Source organism: Sinobaca sp. H24 (assembly GCF_023845525.1).
This window is the reverse complement of record NZ_JALBWT010000002.1, coordinates 342,249-361,915: the sequence shown is the minus strand read 5'-3', so window position 1 is coordinate 361,915 and position 19,667 is coordinate 342,249. Positions and strand designations below refer to the sequence as shown.

Below are 19,667 nucleotides of genomic sequence, written 5' to 3'. Positions count from 1 at the left end.
TTAGAAAAGAAAATTCAGAATATAATGTTGTTACATTAATGTACCACAACCTCAAAGTGATTGTCGATAATTTTACAAAAACACGAAGAAAGCGTATTCAATCATAATGGTGTTTACCTTTTTCTAATGAAGAAAAATCGACCGTTCGGACAACGTAACAAAACCGACACACAAAAGGACATTTAATGCTTTATTCTATCCGATTATTTCTATTTATTGAATGCCTTTCTTCATTATATTGTTTCAGATTAATCAAAAAAACAGCTGATAATGCAAAAACCTTTTTAAATGATATAAAGTTTAATCAAAAAAAATAGTATTTTGCCTGAAAAGTTGTTAGTATATAAAATAGTGAATATTTATTGAAGGGAAGACGTATATGACGTGGAATGCTAAAAACATAACAAATATACTTGCAGCTCTCATTGTAGTTGGGATCCTTGTATACTTTTTCGGCTTTAACAGTTCAAATGAAAGTGCTGATAATGAATCGACCCCTGAATCTGAACCCTCCCAGGAATACTCGCTGGAAGATTACGAGGGATACGGCGTAAGTTCTTCCAACCAGCAGGCCATTGACACCGGCATGGAAATACTTGACCAGGGCGGGAACGCAGTGGATGCAGCGGTCGCAGTATCCTTCACGCTCGGGGTAACTGAACCTTTCGGCTCCGGTATCGGCGGAGGCGGCGGTATGATGTATATGGGTTCAGCTGAAGATGTTCCTACATACTATGACTACCGTGAAACGGCTTCAAGCACTAACCCAGCTGACCAGATAGGCATTCCCGGATTTGTAAAAGGAATGCAGACTGTTCATGAACAGCACGGATCACTTCCGATGGAAGATCTACTGCAGCCGGCAATCGATTATGCCGAAAACGGCTTTGAAGTCGATAAGACGCTTGCAGACAGGCTTTACTATGCTACACCAAGAATCACTACTTCAGCTGCACCAAGTTTTTATCCCAATGGAGAATCCATTAAAGAGGGTGAGACACTTACACAGCCTGAACTTGCCCAGACGCTCCGTACGCTTCAGGAAAACGGCCTGGATGATTTTTATGAAGGTGAAATTGCCAATCAAATCAGTGACAGCGTAGCTCACATTGAGCCTGCCGATCTGCAGAATTATACGGTCGCAGAAACAGAAGCTGCCGTCGGCGACTTTGAAGGGAGCACGGTTTATTCAGCCGCCCCTCCTCTTTCCGGCATAACTGTTATTCAAATGCTCGGCATGGCAGAATACTTGAATGCGGGAAGATACTATGGGCGATGAGGCAGAATATGTCAGGCTCATTAGTGAAATTACAAGACAAGCTTATTTTAACCGATTAAACCGATTAGGTGACCCTGCATTTGAAGATGTAGACGTAGAGTTACTCACAGGTGACACTTATATTGAGAACCGTGCTGACTTTGTGCAGGAAAGCAGACTTGACAATGTCACAGCTTTAAACGAATATGATGGAGTTGAGCACACAAGTACGAGTCATTTTGTTATCATGGATGATGAGGGTCGTACAATCTCCGCCACCAACACTCTCGGTAACTTCTTTGGATCCGGGAACAATATAGACGGAGCCTGGATGAACAGTCAGCTCGGCAACTACAGCGATGATCCTGAATCACCCAACTATCTTGTAGAAGGCAAGCGCCCACGAAGCTTTATGGCCCCTACTATTATCCAGGGTGAAAATAACTCTTCTGTGATGGGTGTCGGTTCCCCCGGGGGCGACCGTATCCCAAGTGCCATCGTTGAATTTTTATTAAGACAGGCTTATACAGATGAGAGTGTTCAGGATTCAGTGAATCACGGCCGGTTCCATCCGCAGATAGACACTATTCATATAGAAGAGCGTATGGCAAACGACCAGCTGATTGAAGATCTCGAGAATTACGGCTATCAGACGGAAGTAGAAACGGTTGCTACGTACTTTGGCAATATTACCGGTCTTGTCCGCAATAACGAAGAAGAAACAATGGAAGGCATTTCTGATGCTAGACGCGCTGGATCATACGATATTAATTAAAAAGAAAGAAGGTCACAAAATTGTTGGTACAATCAAAAAAATTGATGATGCGAGTATTTCCTTATGTATTTCTAGTTTCCCTGGTATTCTTTATGTACTTTTTTAAATCCGATGAAGTTTTAACCAATCAGGAACAAGAGCATATTAACTCCGAGCTTTATGAAGAACAAGAAGAGAGCGATTTATCCAGCGGTACGGAATAATTTTCCCGCTTGAGGTCGTGTCTAAAGTAAGAAGATAAACCTGCAAGAACAAGTAAAAGCCTGAAATCGTTTCGCTGCACTAACGTAGGTGTCTCTTCTGTACAATCTATAGTAGAGGCACTTTCCTTATGTGCAAAAGCTTTCATAAGGCTCTTCTTGAAATCATAAGGAGGAGAAAAACATGCTTTTGATCATTTTGGCCTGTTTGGTACTTTTATTAATAGGCCTGCTGGAAAAACGAAAACACGATCAGGAAATAGACAAAATTCCATTACGTATTAACGTAAACGGCATACGCGGCAAATCAACCGTAACCCGCCTGATTACCGGTATTCTAACGGAAGCGAATTATAAAACCGTTGGAAAAACCACGGGCACCGAGGCCAGAATGATATACTGGGACCGGTCGGAGAAACCTATTGTACGCAAACCCGAAGGTGCAAATATTAAGGAACAGAAATTCATGCTCCAAAAAGCTTCTTCTAAAGGAGCGGAAGCCTTTGTATCGGAATGTATGGCTATCAATCCGGAATATCAGCGTATTCTTCAGCAGGATTTCCTGAAAGCCAATGTCGGTGTTATTTTGAACGTGTATGAGGATCATATGGATATTATGGGACCTTCACTTGATCATGTTGCAGATGGTTTCACCTCTACCATCCCATATAATGGAAAATTAATCGTCGGAAAAGGACCTTACTATGATCTTTTCACTAAAATAGCTAAAGAACGGAATACGGAAGTTTTTACAGCAGATGAAGATGAAATTCCAGAAGGATTTCTTCAAAGATTTTCCTACATGGTATTTCCGGAAAATATAACTATTCCTCTGGCTGTCGCTAAAGCGGTAGGCATTGATAAGGAAACGGCACTACGCGGCATGCTCCGCGCTAATCCGGATCCTGGGGCTCTCCGCATTCTTTCCCTTGCCCAGGCAGGAAAAGAACCTTCTTTCATGATTAATGGATTCGCAGCCAACGATGCCCATTCTACTTTATCGATTTGGGATCGTCTAAAAGATTCGGCATTTATGAAAGACGATACGATGATTATTATGAACTGCCGGGAAGACCGGGTGGACCGTACAAAAGATTTTTGTGAAAACGTGCTTCCCTACCTGCCGGCCAATAAGCTGGTATTAATCGGACGCAACGTCTACCCTGCTTTAAAAGCAATGGAAAAAGGCCTTCTGCCGTATAACCGGGTCATTAACCTGGAAGCAGAAGACCGCGAAATGATTTTAGAAACAGTAAAAAGAGAAGCCAACGGCTCTACTATTTACGGAGTCGGAAACATTCATGGAATGGGCGAACTATTCATGGAAGAATTAAGAAAATCTCCTGATGTAATAGAGAGAAATGTCGGCGAGGAGGCCATTTAATTGTTTGGAACAGATTTATACATTGCCTTAGTGGTAGGAGTCGTACTTAGTCTTATTTATGCAGAGCGCACCGGCATTATGCCGGCAGGCCTTATTGTTCCGGGCTATTTAGCCCTTGTATTCGACCAGCCTGTGTTTCTGCTCGTTATTTTTTTGGTCAGCTTATTCACGTATTTGATTGTAACGTACGGACTGTCACGCTTCATGGTACTTTACGGACGCAGAAAATTTGCTGCGATGTTATGTACAGGAATCGTACTTAAGCTGTTGTTTGATTACTTTTACCCCATACTGCCTTTTGAAATATATGAATTCAGAGGACTTGGAGTTATTGTTCCCGGACTCATTGCAAATGCTATGCAGCGTCAGGGAGTTATCCCTACGGTAGCAAGCACGATTGTATTAACGGCGGCAACATTTGTCATTATTACACTCTACTATCTGATTTAGGGGTTATATACATGAGAAAAAAATGGAGTTTAAAAGAGCGCGTACTCGCTTTAACAAAACAAGAAAAAAAGAAAGGATTCCGGCACGCCATTATCGCAGTAATACTGTGTATTGTGCTGATTGCCGTTATCCGAATTGCTGAACCGCCGGCCGAAAGCAGCACGGACACTGTATCCAGTGAATCGGTATTCTCAGCTGCTATGGTAGGAGACATGATGATGGGCCGCCATGTGGAGGAAGTCGCTTCACGTAACGGCTATGAGTCATTGTTCCAGTACACTGGTGATTTATTTAAGCAGGTCGATTACATGACAGGCAACTTTGAAAACCCAATTGTAGACGAAGGGGACGATGTTCCGGAAGCGGATAAAATCATCCACCTTAGTGCTCAATCTGAGGCCATTCAGGCACTTGAGGAATATAATTTCTCCACCGTAACCCTTGCTAACAACCATATGCTTGACTACGGGCATGAAGGGCTTGCCAATACGCTGGACGCTTTTGAAAATTCTTCGATCAAACCTGTTGGCGCAGGTAGAAATGCAGAGGAGACTTCCACTTACTCTATGGACGAATATAATGGCCTTGACGTGGCAACGCTTGGCGTTAATGACATTACCTACCGCTATGGAGCAGCCCGGCCTTGCCTCTCCTGGTGTCCTGACATCTGATCCGGAAGAGTTTATCCCGGCTATACAAAGTGCTCAGGAAGATGCTGATCTCGTCGTCGTTCATCTGCACGCCGGACAAGAGTATGACAGTTCCCCTACCACCCGTCAGCAGGAACTGGCTAAAGCAATTTCTGATGCCGGCGCTGATATCATAGTGGGACATCATCCGCACGTTCTTCAATCGGTTGATGTTTATAATGACACGTTAATTATGTATTCTATGGGTAACTTTATTTTTGATCAGGGCTGGACCCGTACAAGAGACAGCGCGGTCGCAGAGTATGAGCTGATGGAAGACGGTACAGCGCGCATTGAGTTTAAACCTTATCGTATTTTTGAGGCGCAGCCTCGTCCCGTAGAAGGATTAACCGAATTTGTTCACCGCTTCCGTATTTTCCGCCAGTTGACGAAAGACACCACAAACGAAGAAGCCATCGTGGAAAACGATGAGCGCCTATATTTGAAGTCGATCATTCTCATGTGTTGGAAGATAGAGAGCAGTAAAAAAGAAGACGCCAGCTGGCGTCTTCTTTTTTTACTGTTTTTTAACTGCTTTTTTTATCCTTGGTTAGTCGGGCGGATTATAATTTCATTTACATCTACGTGAGACGGCTGATTCACTGCATAAAATACGCCTTCTGCAATATCTTCACTGGCAAGCGGAGTCATAGAGCCAAGGCCGACTCCGTCTTTTAGGAACGACATAGCATCCTCATCTGTGATGGTATCGGTAAGTTCTGTCTGAACGACACCCGGAGAAATAGAAGTGGTGCGGATGTTGCTTTCCGCAAGCTCCTTGCCCATGCCTTCCATAATTATACGGGCTGCGAATTTAGTACCACAGTATACGGCTCCTGTTGGCATTACTTCATGTCCGGCTACGGAAGAAGTAGTCAAGATGTGTCCTTCATTGCGCTCTATCATGTGCGGAAGCACTGCTGCTACCCCGTAAAGCACACCTTTAATATTTACATCAACCATTTTATCCCACTCATCCACTTTTGTGTTTTTCATGAATGAAAGCGGCATAAGACCGGCGTTATTGAATAATACGTCAATCTGGCCAAATTCGTTAATTGCAAATTCTGCCAGCTCTTTCATTTCTTTTTCAGAAGTAACATCTGTTTTTTTGTATACTGCTTTGCCGGTTTCACCGCTCAGCTTGTCCTGCAGTTCTTTTAATCTATCTTCTCGTCTTGCAGCCAGTACTACGTTGGCTCCCTCTTTTACGAAGCGTTCTGCCGTAGCTTCTCCAATACCGCTGCTTGCACCGGTAATAATTATTGTTTTACCATTCCAGTTACTCATTTTTTATCACTCCATTATTTTTGGTTACCTCCCTCTCTTTCCCACTTTTTTTACTGTTAATCTTATTTTGGACACTTTTTTTTTAGACTCTATAGAAACCATGCCCTCTTTTCACCAGAAAACCGCTTCATTGCCTATTTATAAATTATTTTATGAAGGGACAGATACTTAAGCGATCCGGTTTTTTTCAAAGATTGGTTATTCGTAGCGCGCTTCTTCTTTATTCATAGGAATGACCAGCTCCTGATCAAAAGCATAAATATAGGCTTCCTGCACAGGCTCTTCCCAAATGGCAGATAGAGCTTCTCTATATACGTCCAGCTGAAACTGATATTTTTCCTTCATGCCGGCGATATGTTCTTCCCGTGTTTTGTTTTCTACATTGGAAAGGCGGTCTGTCTTATAATCAATCAGCACTAAACTGCCTTCGCTGTTTCGAAACACGCAGTCAGCCATCCCCTGCAGGACCGTTATATCGCCGTCTCCTTCAGGTACAGGCCGCCCGTAGGTAAAGGCTACTTCACGCCAGACGTCTGCTGATTCTATAAGTTCCTTACCAAGTGTGCTTTCGAAAAATGGCTGTATTTTATTTTCATCAATCACTTCCCCCTGTTCTTCTGTAAGCCAGTTCCCCCCACAAGCCGTTTTTTTAAGCTCTGTCAGATCTGCGGTAGTTACAGGACCTTCTAAAGATACATGTTCCATTACTATATGAAAAGCGGTTCCTCTTTCCTGGGGAGTAACCGTTTTTTCCTGAAGAAATCGGGGTCTCTCAGCGCCTGCTGAACGAAACCCGGTCTGAAGAGCCGGCTGTTCACTGTATGGATCAGATATTGCCTGCTTCCATTCACTTACCGTCTGCTTGGAGCGAAGCACTACTGTATGAGCATAAGGATACTCCCAGTTCATTCTTGCTCCCACCTCTTCATTTTCCTGTGTATACCCGGCACCGTCTCAAGATGAATGAGTGCTTCTTTTTCTTTTCGGTTTACCTGTTCAGGTTCTTCTTTCTCCCCGGTAAGGGGTATGCTGTTCGACCACTTCTACATTCCAGCTCGATGTATCAGTAAGAAAATCCATCCGGGACGATTCCTGCCACTCTGCATGATCAGCATGACGAAGTACAGCCGGCATAATCCAGTCAAAACGTTTTGGCCTGAAGTCTATCAAATGCCGAAAGCGTATCCGCAGCCTGGGCTGCCGTTACCGCCCATTTAGAAAACTCCGAAGCGGCGTCTTTCACGGTGCCGACTAGAATAAATTGTTCTTTAGCCCGGGTCAGTCCTACATAAAGCACTCTCATTTCCTCTGCCAGCAGTTCCTTTTTTTCCCGTATTTTAATAGCAGCCTGTGGAAGCGAGGTTTTCACTATTCGTTTTGAAGGATTAATATATTTTGTGCCGATTCCCAGGTTTTGATGAAGCAGAATATCGCTGTACATATCACGCATATTAAAATCTTTGCTTAATCCTGAAAGAAATACAACCGGGAATTCAAGTCCCTTGCTTTTATGGATCGTCATCAGCCTGACCACTTCTTCTTTTTCTCCAAGAGTACGGGCGGTTCCCATATCGTCCCCTTTTTCCTGAAGCCTTTCTACAAAGCGAAGAAAGCGGAACAAACCGCGGAAAGAAGTCTGCTCGTACGCACGTGCCCTATCATAGAGAGCAAGCAGGTTTGCCTGCCTTTGTTTGCCGCCCGGCAGTCCTCCGGCAAAGTCATAATAACCACTCTCCTGAAGTACGCGCCATATAAATTCAGGAAGCGACTCTTGTCGGGAATAGGTCCGCCACTCTTCAAGCGTTACTAAAAATGAGTGGATTTTTCTCTGCAGGACGCCGTTTCTGACGCTGCCAGAAGCGCATCATAATAGGTGCCGCCTGTGTCAGCCATTCGTATTTCAGCCATATCTTCTTCACTAAACTGACCGATTGGGGAACGAAGCACGCTCGCCAGAGGTATATCCTGAATCGGATTATCAATAACGTGCAGCAGCGAAAGAATAATATGAATTTCCACCGCTTTAAAATAACCTGTACGAAGTTCTGCATATACCGGTATCTGCAGTTCCCGGAATTCCTCCATCATTGCCGTGGACCAGGCCATTGAACGCATCAGGATTACAAAATCGCTGTAGCGGACCGGCCGCGGTTCACTCGTTCGGCCGTCTATAACCTGTTTTTCCTCGTCCATCATTCGTTGAATACGCCCCGCGATATACCTTGCTTCCAGAACAGCTTTTTCTGTGTCCTCCTGTGATTCGTCAACTTCCGTTCCAGACAGAGGGGTGCCTCTGTTAATTACGGCAATATCGCAGAGGGGTCTTTTTCTGACTGAAAACCTTCATTTCCCTGCTTGAGAGCAGCTTCGCGGTCATAGGCAATCCCTCCGATGTCTTTGTCCATCAGCTGTTTGAAAATAAAATTGGAAGCATCAATAACGTTTCTGCGGCTGCGGAAGTTTTTATCAAGATTTATTTTCCAGCCGTTTTCTGAGTCCTCCGTCGTGTAACGTTCATATTTATCAATAAACAAGCCGGGCTCGGCCAGACGGAAACGATAAATGCTCTGCTTGACGTCCCCTACCATAAACAGGCGGTCCGGAGCTGCTACAAGCTGGAGTATTGCCTCCTGCACGTAGTTGGTATCCTGATACTCATCGACGAGTACTTCCTGAAAGTGTTCCTGATAATAGGCAGACGCCTGCACACTGCCCGATTGATCCCGTAAAATCTGCAGGGTTAAGTGCTCCAGGTCGGAGAAGTCAGCCACGCCCTTATCCCGCTTGCTTTCTGTAAAACGGCTGTTCAGCTCTTTAGCCGCTGTCGTAAGCTCTTTTACCGCTGGAACCATAAAGTGCATATCTTCGAGCATTTTTTCAGGGGATTGATACAGCAGCTCTTTGATATTTTTTAAAATATCTTTTGATTTATCTCTCAGCTGCTTGGCTTCCACCTTTAAAGATTCATCTACCTCATGTTTTTTTGTAATGGGCTTAAGTCCCTTGGATGAGACCGCATGAACGCCCGCATAGAGCTGTTCCAGCGTAGTATAATCCTTAATGATGGAAAGCTGTTCAATATCGGACTGGATTGCTTCTGCATAGGGTAAAGGCCCTGACGGTGCATGAGCCAGCTCTTCAGCCCGGTACAGCATACGCAGGGCTCCTTCAAGCGTAATATGAATTTCCTGGATAATCTCCCGGGACCATGGGTGTTCATTTATATTATCGCCTGTGAGCGTTTCATATTGACTACTCATTTCCCCGAGCCAGCGGGACGGGTCCGGATGAGCCCGGGAAAAATCATAAAGCCTGCGTATCAGTTGACGGAGTCTTTCATCATTTCGACTGCCGCTGTAAGAATCAGCTGCCTGGATAAAAAAACTGCTTTCCGGCTGTTCGTATTTTCCCTCCAGAATCTGCTCCAGTATTTCTTCTTTAATCCATTCTCCTTCGGTTTCATCCAGCACCCGAAACTTTGGATCCAGCTCAACCTGAAAGTAATGCCGGCGGATGACGCTCATGCAAAAGGAATGCAGAGAGGAAATCTGGGCTTTATTTAAAAAGAAAGCTGCCTGCGCAAATGGAGGATCCGGTTTTTCATGGATCTCCCGCTCCAGTGCTTTCCCGATTCTTGTTTTCATTTCAGCGGCAGCGGCATTGGTAAACGTTACAATCAGCAGGCGGTCGATATCGATGCCGTTTTCTTCGTTAATAATTTTTGAATCACACGTTCTACCAGAACGGCTGTTTTTCCGCTTCCGGCAGCGGCAGCAACAAGCGTATCTGCTCCGCTTCCGGATATCGCTTCCCACTGACTGTCAGTCCACCGGACATTTTCCGGCTTAGTCTTTCTTGTTCTTTTCATCAGGCGGCTCCCCCTCTCCAAGTAACTCTTTTTTTATCGTTTCATTATCCGCTTTCAGCACTCTGAAATGATTGGCTTCAAACTGCTGATCAAATTGACAGACAGCCCGGAAGGAGCAGAATGTACAGGCTGTATCGTTGCCAATTTTGTATGGATTAATCTCAACGGCGCCATGCATAATACGCTCTCTGCATCGAGCAGCTTCTGCTGGATAAACTGATGGACCGCCTGGAAATTTTCCCGGCTGATCGTTGAGCCGGTTTTAGAAAGTTCCCCGTTTTTTTCATTCTGGCTGGAATAGTCGTAGAATGCCCTTCTTTCAGATCGGTGTCCATCAGGCGGACCGATTCTTCGTTATCCGCAATCAGCCCTTTCATCTTGTATTCCTTAAATAATCTTTCTTCAATATCTTCTGCTGATTCATCCATTACGCTGACAAACGGATCGTGAATATGGAAATAGAGAATACCGGCCGGATCTGCTTTTTCCCCGATCCATTCTTCTGCGTAGGTCATTACAATATCCAGATAAACGAGCATCTGCAGCGCCAGTCCAAAATATACTTCGCTCAGGCGGATGTCCTTTACGCTGGATTTGTAGTCAATTACGCGGAGAAGCACACCTTCCGATCCTTCCGCCCTGTCAACGCGGTCTATTCTGCCTGCAATCTCCATTTTTGTGCCATTTTCCAGTGTGAACGTCATCGGCGGCAGATCCTGATGTTCACCGAAAGCTACTTCTAAAGCAATCGGGGAAAATGCCGACTGGATTGACTGCCTGCGCATAACAAGCGAAGCTCTCGTAATCGTCTCCTGCAGCTTTTTCTGTACAAAAGCATGCTTGGCACTGCTTGAGAGAATCTCCCGCTGGACTTTTGGCGCGAGCTGTTCTACGGCATAAGCTGCTTTTTCTCTGCAGTCCTGTTCTGATATATCCTTCCATTCCTTTCCTTCTTTTGAATGGCTTCTGTTATATCTTTTAAAGCCGCATGAAAAAACTGGCCGATATCAGGCGCTTCCAGCGTATACGTATCCCGTTCTTTTAGTCTCAGTCCGTAAGAGGCAAAATGGGCAAACTCACATTTTCAAACTGCTCTACTCTGGAAACGCTCGCCTTTAATGAGGTCCCGTATAGCTGGGTACTCATCTGTTCGGTCAGCGGATACGCCTTATTTTTATAAAAAATACTCTGCATGCCTTTGATAAAATCGGGGTGCGCTTCCGGGGACTGCACGTACCAGTTATATACACCCCACCATAAATCTGATATGGGTTCGCCCGACTTCCAGCGCTGAAGCTGGTAAATCAGCTGGGACAGCGTTCGCCTGGAGGAATGAACAAATGCTGCTTCCTGCGCCTCTGATTGAAATTCCTGCGGCTCTGCAAAGATAAATTCTTCCTTGATCCCCGGCAGCATATTTTCAGCTGGCTGATTAAAATAGACGGCTGCTGGGCTTCCCCCTTTTCATTGGCAAGCGGGTAGCTAATATACAGCTCTCTGGAGGGAAGACTTAAAGCCCGATACACTAGAAAAGATTCATTTAACAGCTTCTGGCTCGATGTATGCGCAAGAGACACGCCGCTTTCCTCAAACCACCTGCGGTCTTCATCTCCAAGAATGCCGTCCTCGTCCATTGTCGATGGCAGGACCCCTTCGTTTACGCCAAGCACAAATAGTAATTTAACATCTTCCAGACGAGAACGCTCCATATCCGCGGCGCTTACCTGATCTATAGCTGGTGGAACAAGCCGGAACAAAAGGCTTTCCAGACCGGCTTCAAGCAGTTTACGATAGCGGGTCATGCTCATTTTTTCATCGCCCGCTACTTCGACGATCTGATCGAACATTCAATCAGTTTCACTCCAGACCTGCTCATGTTCTCCTGCTTTTGTAAGGTCCCCATGCTCCAGCGCAATATCTCTTAGTTTTTCCAGCTTTTCCGAATGTGAGTTCCTCCATAAAACGATACAAAGCAGCCGTATAGTCTTCTACCGTCGTTCCTTTTTTTGCTTTTCCAAAGGAAGAATCCGGTCTTTAACAGCTCTTTTTGTTCATTGATCAGCTGTTTATTTGTTCTTCTGCACGGGACCGTTCATAATCTTCTCCGGCGGACGTCCGAAACCGGGTAAAGGACAGTTATCTTTGCTTTTCCAGTGTTTTTCTTTAATGCCATATGCGAGAACATAGTTTTCCAGCCGGTCCATGTTTTTTCTGCATGCTTCCCAGTCATCTCTGCTGCCGGAAACAGCATATCTGTTTTCACAGCCCGAATACCGCTTCATACCGCCAGCTTTCCGTCAGCCATTCCAGTACCGACCGCAAAAATTCCAGTACGGGATGATGCTCCATTTTTTTGGTCTGGTCCGTGAAAGCGGTATGCCGTGGTCCCGAAAAGATGTCTGCAGTAAATCATCATAATCACCGATACTGCGTGCCATTACCGCAATATCTTTAAACCGGTAGCCGTCTTCTTTTACTTTTTCCAGAATGGTTCTAGCCGTGTGATCTACCTCCACCCGTTTATTAGCCGGACTCCACATCTGCACATTTGGGGAATGATTCCGTACATGAATCGGTTCGTTTTTCAAAGTTTGCTTCCAGATGTCTGAGATCTTCATGCCGCTCATCTTTATCTTCTTCTGCTTCAAATAGCCTTACGTGCTGTTCTTTATCAGCTGACATCTGCTGAAGCAGATGAAACGTATCCGCTGTTCTTTAAAAAGATCCAGAGCATGCGTATCCTGCTGAATATGTGCTTTATCCATTGTTAATGCTATCGTTGTCTGCTCTGCCTTGTTTACCAGCATTAACAGAATTTCCATTTCCTGAGGAGTAAAAGAATGAAATCCGTCTAAATAAATCCGGCAGCCCTCAAGCATGTTGGAATGAGGAAGCTTGTCGCGGAGCATCGGAAGATAGTCTTCGAGTCCAATAAAGCGTCCTTCCATTTCTGCTTCCATCTTTTCCCACAGCAGCAGTATATCCGACAACTTATCAGATAGTATTTTGTCGTTTGCAGTTTGAACTGTTTTTTGTTCCGCTTTTTCTTTTATATCATTAATATGGCCGGGTTCTACATTATAGCGCTGGAATTCTTTAAGCATAGTATCCATATTTTCAATAAATCCCGGCGTATCAGATGATTTGGTGAAAAGCTTAAAGTCGCTTTTATGTTCTTCCATTACTTTTCGCAGCAGTACATGCATTCCTGCTTCTGTAGAAAGGTATGAGTGAGGCCGCCCTGTTCCTGCAGAATCCGCCGGGCCAGTCTCGGGAAGCTGTATACCTGGGCCCTCTGCAGACCGACCGTATGCTTTTTAATTAACTTCTGTTCCGAGATAAACGTCATTTGATCCGGCACCAGTAAAAATAATCGGCTGTCCTGCCGGATCTTCCTTTGACTGCCTGATAATGTCATCATGCATCGTCTCTGTTTTTCCTGTACCGGTTCTTCCAATAAAATAATGCACTGTCATATACTTGCTCCTTCTAATACCTTTCGTTCGATAGAATCATATGTTCGCCTATGTACTATTTTAATATAAAATATTGGAAAAGGTAAGGATTATTCCTTGCATTACATGGTTTATGCCTCTTTTTATAATAAAAAAAGAGCCCTGAAAAACAGGACTCTTTCTGAATGATTAACCTTCTAATAGAAGGGATTCTGGATCTTCCAGAAGCTGCTTAACTTTTACTAGGAAGCTGACTGCTTCTTTTCCATCCACAATACGGTGGTCGTAGGAAAGGGCAAGGTACATCATTGGACGGTTTTCCATTGTCTCTTATCAACGGCTACTGGTCTCCACTGGATCGTATGCATTCCAAGAATACCTACCTGCGGACCATTTAAAATCGGTGTAGATAAGAGGGAACCGAATACTCCTCCGTTTGTAATAGTAAAGGAGCCGCCCTGTAGATCGGGCAGAGTTAACTTGTTATCGCGTGCTTTTTGGACAGCCCGATAATTTCCTGTTCAATTTCAGGGAAAGAAAGACGGTCTGCATTACGCACTACTGGAACGACGAGTCCATCATCTGTGGAAACGGCCATACCGATATCATAAAATTTCTTTTTCACTACTTCTTTGCCCTGAATTTCAGCATTGAGAAGCGGAAATTGTTTTAAGGCTGCAATAACAGCTTTAGTAAAGAATGACATAAAGCCAAGACGAACATCGTGGGAATCCTGGAAGGAGTCCTTTCTTCTGCTTCTTACATCCATAATAGCTGTCATATCTACTTCATTAAATGTAGTAAGCATGGCTGATGTCTGCTGGACTTCAACCAGACGGTTTGCGATAGTCTGGCGGCGGCGGAAAGCTTTTCACGTTCCACCGGCTTACCTGCAAACTCATCTTTGCTTTCTTTTTCTTTAGGTTTGCTTTCTTTAGCAGGAGCTTCCGACTTTGCGGCAGCTTTTGTATTACTTTCGTAGTTCTCCACATCTTCTTTTCTTACACGACCGAGCGGATCTCTTGTTGGAATATCATCAAGGTTTAATCCTTTTTCGCGGGCGAGCTTTCTAGCCGACGGGGAAGCAACCGGAGAATCGGAAGGCGAAGAATCGCTGTCGCTTTCTTCTTCACTTGACTCTTCTTTGGAAGCAGCCGGTGCTTCTTCTTTTTTCGTATCTTCTTTTTCCGGCTCTTCTTTGGCAGATTCTTCTTTTGAAGAGTCTTCTTTCGACGAAGACTCTTCAGACGATTCTTCACTGCCGCCTGCTTCGCCATTCTGGTCGATCACAGCGATAACATCTCCAACTTCGACTGTGTCGCCGGGCTCTTTAAGAAGTTCTTTGATTACACCGGATTCTTCACTTGGAATTTCCACGTTTACTTTATCCGTTTCAAGTTCAGCGATATTTTCGCCTTTTTCCACGTAATCGCCGGGTGACTTCAGCCACTCTGCAATCGTTCCTTCTGTAATTGATTCTGCAAGTTCTGGTACTTTAATTTCCGCCATGAGTAAATCCTCCTTGTTATTTTCCTCTCAATGCTTCATTTATGATACGGCTTTGTTCTTTTTTGTGGACTTTAGGATCTCCCTCAGACGGACTTGAACGCCTGCGGCGTCCGATATATTCCGTAGTAATCTTGCTTCCAGCTACGCTTCTGAGAAGCGGCTGCACATAATTCCATGGCCCCATATTGGACGGCTCTTCCTGTACCCATTTAAATTCTTTCACATTAGGATACTGTTCAAGCAGTTCTGATATCTTATCGTCCGGGAACGGATACAGCTCTTCAATTCTAACGATATGCGTATCGGTTACTTCTTTTTCATCTTCGATAGCTTCATGAAGATCAATCGCCATTTTGCCTGTAGCAAACAGCATGCGTTTTACTTTTTTAGGTTCTTTACCTGTTTTTGGATCCTCTACGATGGACTGGAACATTCCTTTACTGAATGCATCCGGTCCGGACGCTACATTCTGGTTTCTTAACAGGCTTTTCGGGGTCATCAGAACAAGCGGTCTCATCTCTTCTTTGCCCAGGAAAGAAGCCTGACGGCGGAGGAGATGGAAATACTGCGCTGAACTCGACAAGTAAGCTACGTTCCAGTTATTTTCGGCAGCAAGCGTCAAGAAACGTTCCAGCCTTGCACTGGAATGCTCCGGCCCCTGTCCTTCATATCCGTGCGGAAGCAGCATTACCATTCCTGACTTCTGTCCCCATTTAGCGCGTCCCGCTGAAAAAACTGGTCAAATATAACCTGGGCGGCGTTGGCGAAATCACCAAACTGCGCTTCCCATAAAACGAGCGTTTCAGGCGCCTGAACGTTATACCCATATTCAAATCCTACAATAGCCGCTTCGGACAGCGGGCTGTTATGAACTGCAAAGGAAGCTTTTGCTTTAGAAAGCGTGTGAAGCGGCGAATAGATATCCCCATTTTCACTGTCATGCAGCACAATATGCCGCTGCGCAAATGTACCGCGCTCGGAATCCTGTCCTGTAAGGCGCACCGGTGTTCCATCAGTGATAATGCTTGCAAACGCAAGTGTTTCTGCATGGGACCAGTCTACTTTTCCGCCTTCCTGAAGTGCATCTTTTCTTCTTTCCAGAATTTTCTTCAGCTTTGGAAAGACATTAAACTCTTCCGGCCACGTGATCAATTCTTCGTTCAGCTGCTGCAGATCGTCAATATCATACGAGGTGTTCACTTGAGGCAGATGCTTTTCCACTTCTTCAGGTATACTTACATCTTCTGCATCCTCTGATTTATCACCGGATACACGATCATAGTTTTCCTGGAGATGCTGCAGGCTGTCCTCTTTATATTTCTCCGCTTCCTCTTTGGAAAGCAGCTCATCTTTAACAAGCTCGCCGGCGTAAACTTCACGAGCTGTAGGATGACTTCTGATTACCTCATACAAATGCGGCTGGGTTGCAGCCGGCTCATCCATTTCGTTATGTCCGAAACGGCGGTATCCGATCAGGTCAATAACAAAGTCTTTATTGAATTTATTACGGTATTCATGTGCTAAGTGAATGGCTGCCAGACAGGAATCTGCATCATCGGCATTCACATGCACGATTGGGATTTCATAACCTTTAGCGGGGTCACTTGCATACGTAGTACTTCTGGAATCATGGGTATCGGTCGTAAAACCGAGCTGGTTATTTGCAATAATGTGAAGCGTACCGCCGGTCTGATAACCTTTCAGACGGCTCATGTTGAGGGTTTCCGTAACTACGCCTTCACCAGGGAAGGCGGCGTCGCCGTGAATAAGTACTGCGATTGCTTTGTTTGTGTCCTGCTGCGGGAAGCCGGGCTCGCTGCGGCTGTCCTGAGCTGCTCTGGCATATCCTTCCACCACAGGGTTAACAAATTCAAGGTGACTTGGGTTATTAGCAAGCGTGATGGTTGCGTCCACGCTTTCTTTTTGAATTTCTTTATTGGCCCCAAGGTGATATTTTACATCTCCGGTCCAGCCATAGCTCAGACCAATCGATCCTTCAGAAGGAACCAGGTCTTTGTTTGGTGAATGCTGAAACTCGGAAAAAATTAAGTCATAAGGTTTGCCAAGTACATTAGACAATACACTTAAGCGTCCGCGGTGGGACATACCGATCATGACGTTTTCCGCGCCTTCATGAATGGCATCCTGCACAAATTCATCCACCATCGGTACGAGTGCGTCGACCCCTTCAATAGAGAAACGCTTCTGTCCGACAAATGTTTTGTGAAGAAACTGCTCGAAAGACTCCACATCCGTCAGCTGCTTTAGGAGCGTTCTTCGTCTGTCATCCGAAAGGCCTTTATATATTTCACCGGATTCTACTTTTTTATTCAGCCATCTATGTTCCTCCACGTCATGTACGTGGTTGAATTCGAAAGCAATAGAGCGCGTGTACATGCTTTTTAAATGATTAATGGCTTCATAGCCGTTTGTAACTTTCTCCGGGGCGTCTTCACAGATAATATAAGCCGGAAGCGCCTGCAGGTCTTCTTCCGAAAGATTGTATTCATTAATTTTTAAAAAGGACGTTTCCTCACCAGGTTTGGCGAGAGGATTAATGTCTGCTGACAGGTGTCCGTGTATACGGATATTTTCCGCAAGCTTTACCGCATTGGCAATCTTGTCTACGTCTATGGAAGAAACATCCGTTACGGTAGCACTCGATTCTGCACTTAGTTCGGCAGAGGGAGCTGTTCCGTTAACGGGTGCCCCATATTGTTCAAACCATTCTCTCATTTCACTATCAATAGAATCTGGATCTTCCGTAAATTGGTCGTAAAGATCCATTAAATACCCCAGGTTGGGGCCATAAAATTCTTGCCATGCTTCTTGCTTGGCTGAATTTTTACTCATCTGTTCCATACCTCCGCTGCTGTGTAATTATGATACAAAGACGAAATAAGTTTTCATGGGTTTACGGCGTACTTTTCTTAAATCATAAATCACATCTTTTCACGTCATTTTGGCGATGTGCTTTGCAATAATGATGAAAAAAACAATGGTTGGACTTTAAAAGAATGTTAAGCCTGCTTTGCTCTTTCATTTTAACACGTTGAAAGCGCGTTCTCAAAAGCTTATATATAAAAAGTGGGAAAGTAAGCTGTCTACATAACATTATTCTTAAATATGAAAGAAACACGTTATTTTGTTCATAAAACTTTTTTTATTTACTTAATGTTCCCAATGGACGGCATAACATCCTACCCCATTATTGTACACCAATTGAGTTTCAAATAAAGAAAAAATTCAAATTTGGGAGAACGGACGGTTATTCAAACATGAGAGGATGCCTTTTTGAACGGGTTCGATTATAATAGACGGGAGAAACAAAGGAGGCATACATAATGAACACACTAATATTTGATTTAGACGATACACTGTTGTGGGACAAAAAGAGTGTAGAGGAGTCCATCCGGGCTGCAGCGATGGAAAGTACGGCCTACGGGGCTGATGCAAAAGCGCTGGTTCAATCTGTGCGGAAATGGGCACCAAAGCTGTACGCAGAACTTGAAAGTTATACGTTCACCCAGGATATAGGCATCAATCCTTTTGAGGGACTGTGGGGAAGCTTTGGCGATATACATGATCACCGGTTTCGATTAATGGGAACTCTTATCAAGGATTATCAGACTGCGGTATGGAAAGGTGCTTTAAACGACCAGGATATTCAAAATGAGGACCTTGCCGGGCACCTTGCCGAACGGTTCGTATTTCACCGCCGGCATCTGCCTTATGTTTATGCGGATACGTTCGAGGTTCTCGAGGAATTAAGCTCCCGTTACCAGCTTGTACTGCTGACAAATGGCGCCCCTTCCCTGCAGCATATTAAACTGCAGATGACCCCCCAGCTGGTTCCTTATTTTTCCCATATCATTATTTCCGGTGCGTTTGGTAAGGGCAAGCCGGATGCTTCTATTTTCCAATATGCCCTGACGCTGTCCGGCATAGAAAAAGAGAATGCTTTGATGATTGGTGATAATCTCTATACAGACATACTCGGCTCCAACCGCACAGGTATATCCAACATATGGATTAACCGCGAAAACAAACCAGCCGACAGTAAAGTTCCCGCTGCTATGCAGACAGCCGACCTCTGGGAAACTGTCCATGCTGCTGATACTTTTTTCAAAAATAAATAACGAAGCAGCTCCTCCCTAATAAGGAAACAAACGCTGCCTTTATTTTACCGGGCTGGTCTGCTGCCCGGTATTTTTTTACATATGTAAGTACATCACAACACGGCAGCTCCGCCGGGGAATGATTTAGTCTTCTTCTGTTAATTCGAGAAAAGGCCGCAGCTTTTTTATATACCGCCTCAGTTTGAAAAAAGCTTCCCTTTTTATTTTTCGATCCTCTACTATTTTTCCTATCGCCTTTATATCGGGATAAACTCCGTAGTAGTGATATTCAACCGGTATAGTCATTTCATACAGGATCGTCCCTTCTGAAGCGTGAATGACTTCTGCTTTAACAAACGCAATCCTCGTTTGAAGCTCATCTTTAGGCTGTTTTTCTGTAATTCTCTCTATTTCAAAAATGTACTGCATTGTGCTGGCTCCCGTCTGCATTTCGTATAAATTTTCTTTCTATAGTATTATCTATATTTACCGCTTCTTATTGCCTGCCGTTCATGCTAAAATGGCTTCATAGCAATTGTCGGAACATTCCATCAACATGACAGCTCTTTCTTTTTATGATAAAAAATGTTATTTTTATAATGAATTATAAGATTTTATACAAAGCTCTCTCCGCTTATTAAGGGTTATAGTTACTGATTGTTATGTTTTAT

The 19,667-nt window shown here is 44.4% G+C and carries 22 protein-coding genes and 4 pseudogenes; 8 read left to right on the top strand and 18 right to left on the bottom strand.

Features of this window, described 5'->3' with window-relative positions:
- Positions 1-379: 379 nt before the first annotated feature.
- The 7 genes from MMY81_RS05150 to MMY81_RS05120 all read left to right on the top strand — a co-directional run bounded on the left by MMY81_RS05150 (position 380) and on the right by MMY81_RS05120 (position 5,345).
- Positions 380-1,279: a gamma-glutamyltransferase gene (locus tag MMY81_RS05150; protein WP_252311882.1), complete on the top strand. Its 900-nt coding sequence runs from the start codon at positions 380-382 to the stop codon at positions 1,277-1,279.
- A complete protein-coding gene (locus MMY81_RS05145) occupies positions 1,254-2,033 on the top strand; it encodes a gamma-glutamyltransferase (RefSeq protein WP_252311881.1) in 780 nt (259 codons plus the stop codon). Before MMY81_RS05150 ends, MMY81_RS05145 begins: the two co-directional genes overlap by 26 nt.
- Positions 2,034-2,053: 20 nt before the next feature.
- Entirely contained in the window at positions 2,054-2,236 is a 183-nt protein-coding gene (locus tag MMY81_RS05140; RefSeq protein ID WP_147419364.1) for a hypothetical protein, read from the top strand.
- Positions 2,237-2,417: 181 nt separating this feature from the next.
- Positions 2,418-3,617 carry a poly-gamma-glutamate synthase PgsB gene (pgsB, locus tag MMY81_RS05135; RefSeq protein ID WP_252311879.1) on the top strand — a complete coding sequence of 400 codons (1,200 nt, stop codon included), beginning with the start codon at positions 2,418-2,420 and terminating at the stop codon, positions 3,615-3,617.
- A complete protein-coding gene (gene pgsC, locus MMY81_RS05130; protein WP_120194319.1) occupies positions 3,618-4,067 on the top strand; it encodes a poly-gamma-glutamate biosynthesis protein PgsC in 450 nt (149 codons plus the stop codon).
- Between the two features lie 11 nt (positions 4,068-4,078).
- Positions 4,079-4,738, top strand: a complete 660-nt coding sequence (locus MMY81_RS05125; protein WP_252311877.1) for a CapA family protein — start codon at positions 4,079-4,081, stop codon at positions 4,736-4,738.
- On the top strand, positions 4,677-5,345 hold the full coding sequence (locus MMY81_RS05120) for a CapA family protein (RefSeq protein WP_252311876.1): 669 nt from the start codon (positions 4,677-4,679) through the stop codon (positions 5,343-5,345). The genes MMY81_RS05125 and MMY81_RS05120 overlap by 62 nt, the downstream gene beginning before the upstream one ends.
- On the opposite strand, the gene MMY81_RS05115 is transcribed toward MMY81_RS05120, so the two are convergent.
- From MMY81_RS05115 to MMY81_RS05035, 17 genes and pseudogenes are all read right to left on the bottom strand, one after another.
- Complete coding sequence (locus tag MMY81_RS05115) at positions 5,297-6,046, bottom strand: SDR family oxidoreductase (protein ID WP_252311875.1); 750 nt, start codon at positions 6,044-6,046, stop codon at positions 5,297-5,299. The two genes, MMY81_RS05120 and MMY81_RS05115, sit on opposite strands and share 49 nt — an antisense overlap.
- A 198-nt stretch (positions 6,047-6,244) precedes the next feature.
- Positions 6,245-6,955 (bottom strand): PD-(D/E)XK nuclease family protein, encoded by a 711-nt coding sequence (locus tag MMY81_RS05110; RefSeq protein WP_252311874.1) that lies wholly within the window; start codon positions 6,953-6,955, stop codon positions 6,245-6,247.
- Positions 6,956-7,042: 87 nt separating this feature from the next.
- Complete coding sequence (locus tag MMY81_RS05105; RefSeq protein ID WP_252311873.1) at positions 7,043-7,180, bottom strand: hypothetical protein; 138 nt, start codon at positions 7,178-7,180, stop codon at positions 7,043-7,045.
- A 7-nt stretch (positions 7,181-7,187) separates the two neighbouring features.
- Positions 7,188-7,868, bottom strand: a complete 681-nt coding sequence (locus tag MMY81_RS05100) for a 3'-5' exonuclease (protein ID WP_308215232.1) — start codon at positions 7,866-7,868, stop codon at positions 7,188-7,190.
- Positions 7,853-8,329, bottom strand: coding sequence for a 3'-5' exonuclease (locus MMY81_RS05095; protein WP_256497862.1), 477 nt, complete (start codon positions 8,327-8,329; stop codon positions 7,853-7,855). Before MMY81_RS05095 ends, MMY81_RS05100 begins: the two co-directional genes overlap by 16 nt.
- A gap of 17 nt (positions 8,330-8,346) precedes the next feature.
- The gene (locus MMY81_RS05090; RefSeq protein ID WP_252311997.1) at positions 8,347-9,723 is read right to left on the bottom strand and encodes a UvrD-helicase domain-containing protein; all 1,377 of its coding nucleotides are present in this window, start codon (positions 9,721-9,723) and stop codon (positions 8,347-8,349) included.
- Positions 9,723-9,914, bottom strand: coding sequence for a UvrD-helicase domain-containing protein (locus tag MMY81_RS05085; protein WP_252311871.1), 192 nt, complete (start codon positions 9,912-9,914; stop codon positions 9,723-9,725). The genes MMY81_RS05090 and MMY81_RS05085 overlap by 1 nt, the downstream gene beginning before the upstream one ends.
- On the bottom strand, positions 9,892-10,092 hold the full coding sequence (locus tag MMY81_RS05080; protein ID WP_252311870.1) for a hypothetical protein: 201 nt from the start codon (positions 10,090-10,092) through the stop codon (positions 9,892-9,894). Before MMY81_RS05080 ends, MMY81_RS05085 begins: the two co-directional genes overlap by 23 nt.
- Positions 10,076-10,846 carry a PD-(D/E)XK nuclease family protein gene (locus MMY81_RS05075; RefSeq protein WP_252311996.1) on the bottom strand — a complete coding sequence of 257 codons (771 nt, stop codon included), beginning with the start codon at positions 10,844-10,846 and terminating at the stop codon, positions 10,076-10,078. The genes MMY81_RS05080 and MMY81_RS05075 overlap by 17 nt, the downstream gene beginning before the upstream one ends.
- Positions 10,804-10,986: pseudogene (locus MMY81_RS34980) on the bottom strand (PD-(D/E)XK nuclease family protein); the annotation flags it as partial. The gene MMY81_RS05075 and the pseudogene MMY81_RS34980, both read right to left, overlap by 43 nt.
- A gap of 232 nt (positions 10,987-11,218) precedes the next feature.
- Positions 11,219-11,761 (bottom strand): hypothetical protein, encoded by a 543-nt coding sequence (locus tag MMY81_RS05070; protein ID WP_252311869.1) that lies wholly within the window; start codon positions 11,759-11,761, stop codon positions 11,219-11,221.
- Between the two features lie 219 nt (positions 11,762-11,980).
- Positions 11,981-12,196 carry a hypothetical protein gene (locus tag MMY81_RS05065; protein WP_252311868.1) on the bottom strand — a complete coding sequence of 72 codons (216 nt, stop codon included), beginning with the start codon at positions 12,194-12,196 and terminating at the stop codon, positions 11,981-11,983.
- Positions 12,197-12,211: 15 nt separating this feature from the next.
- A complete protein-coding gene (locus MMY81_RS05060) occupies positions 12,212-12,541 on the bottom strand; it encodes a hypothetical protein (RefSeq protein WP_252311867.1) in 330 nt (109 codons plus the stop codon).
- Between the two features lie 27 nt (positions 12,542-12,568).
- Positions 12,569-13,305, bottom strand: a pseudogene (locus MMY81_RS05055) (PD-(D/E)XK nuclease family protein).
- The gene (locus MMY81_RS05045; protein ID WP_252311864.1) at positions 13,232-13,390 is read right to left on the bottom strand and encodes a hypothetical protein; all 159 of its coding nucleotides are present in this window, start codon (positions 13,388-13,390) and stop codon (positions 13,232-13,234) included. Before MMY81_RS05045 ends, MMY81_RS05055 begins: the two are co-directional and overlap by 74 nt.
- A gap of 168 nt (positions 13,391-13,558) precedes the next feature.
- Positions 13,559-14,878: pseudogene (gene odhB, locus MMY81_RS05040) on the bottom strand (2-oxoglutarate dehydrogenase complex dihydrolipoyllysine-residue succinyltransferase).
- A gap of 16 nt (positions 14,879-14,894) precedes the next feature.
- A pseudogene (locus MMY81_RS05035) lies at positions 14,895-17,731 on the bottom strand (2-oxoglutarate dehydrogenase E1 component).
- A gap of 491 nt (positions 17,732-18,222) precedes the next feature.
- Between MMY81_RS05035 and MMY81_RS05030 the strand changes: the two are divergent.
- Positions 18,223-19,017, top strand: coding sequence for an HAD family hydrolase (locus tag MMY81_RS05030; RefSeq protein WP_252311863.1), 795 nt, complete (start codon positions 18,223-18,225; stop codon positions 19,015-19,017).
- Between the two features lie 123 nt (positions 19,018-19,140).
- Here the strand turns inward: MMY81_RS05030 and MMY81_RS05025 are convergent, their stop codons facing one another.
- Complete coding sequence (locus tag MMY81_RS05025; RefSeq protein WP_252311862.1) at positions 19,141-19,425, bottom strand: hypothetical protein; 285 nt, start codon at positions 19,423-19,425, stop codon at positions 19,141-19,143.
- Between the last annotated feature and the right edge of the window lie 242 nt (positions 19,426-19,667).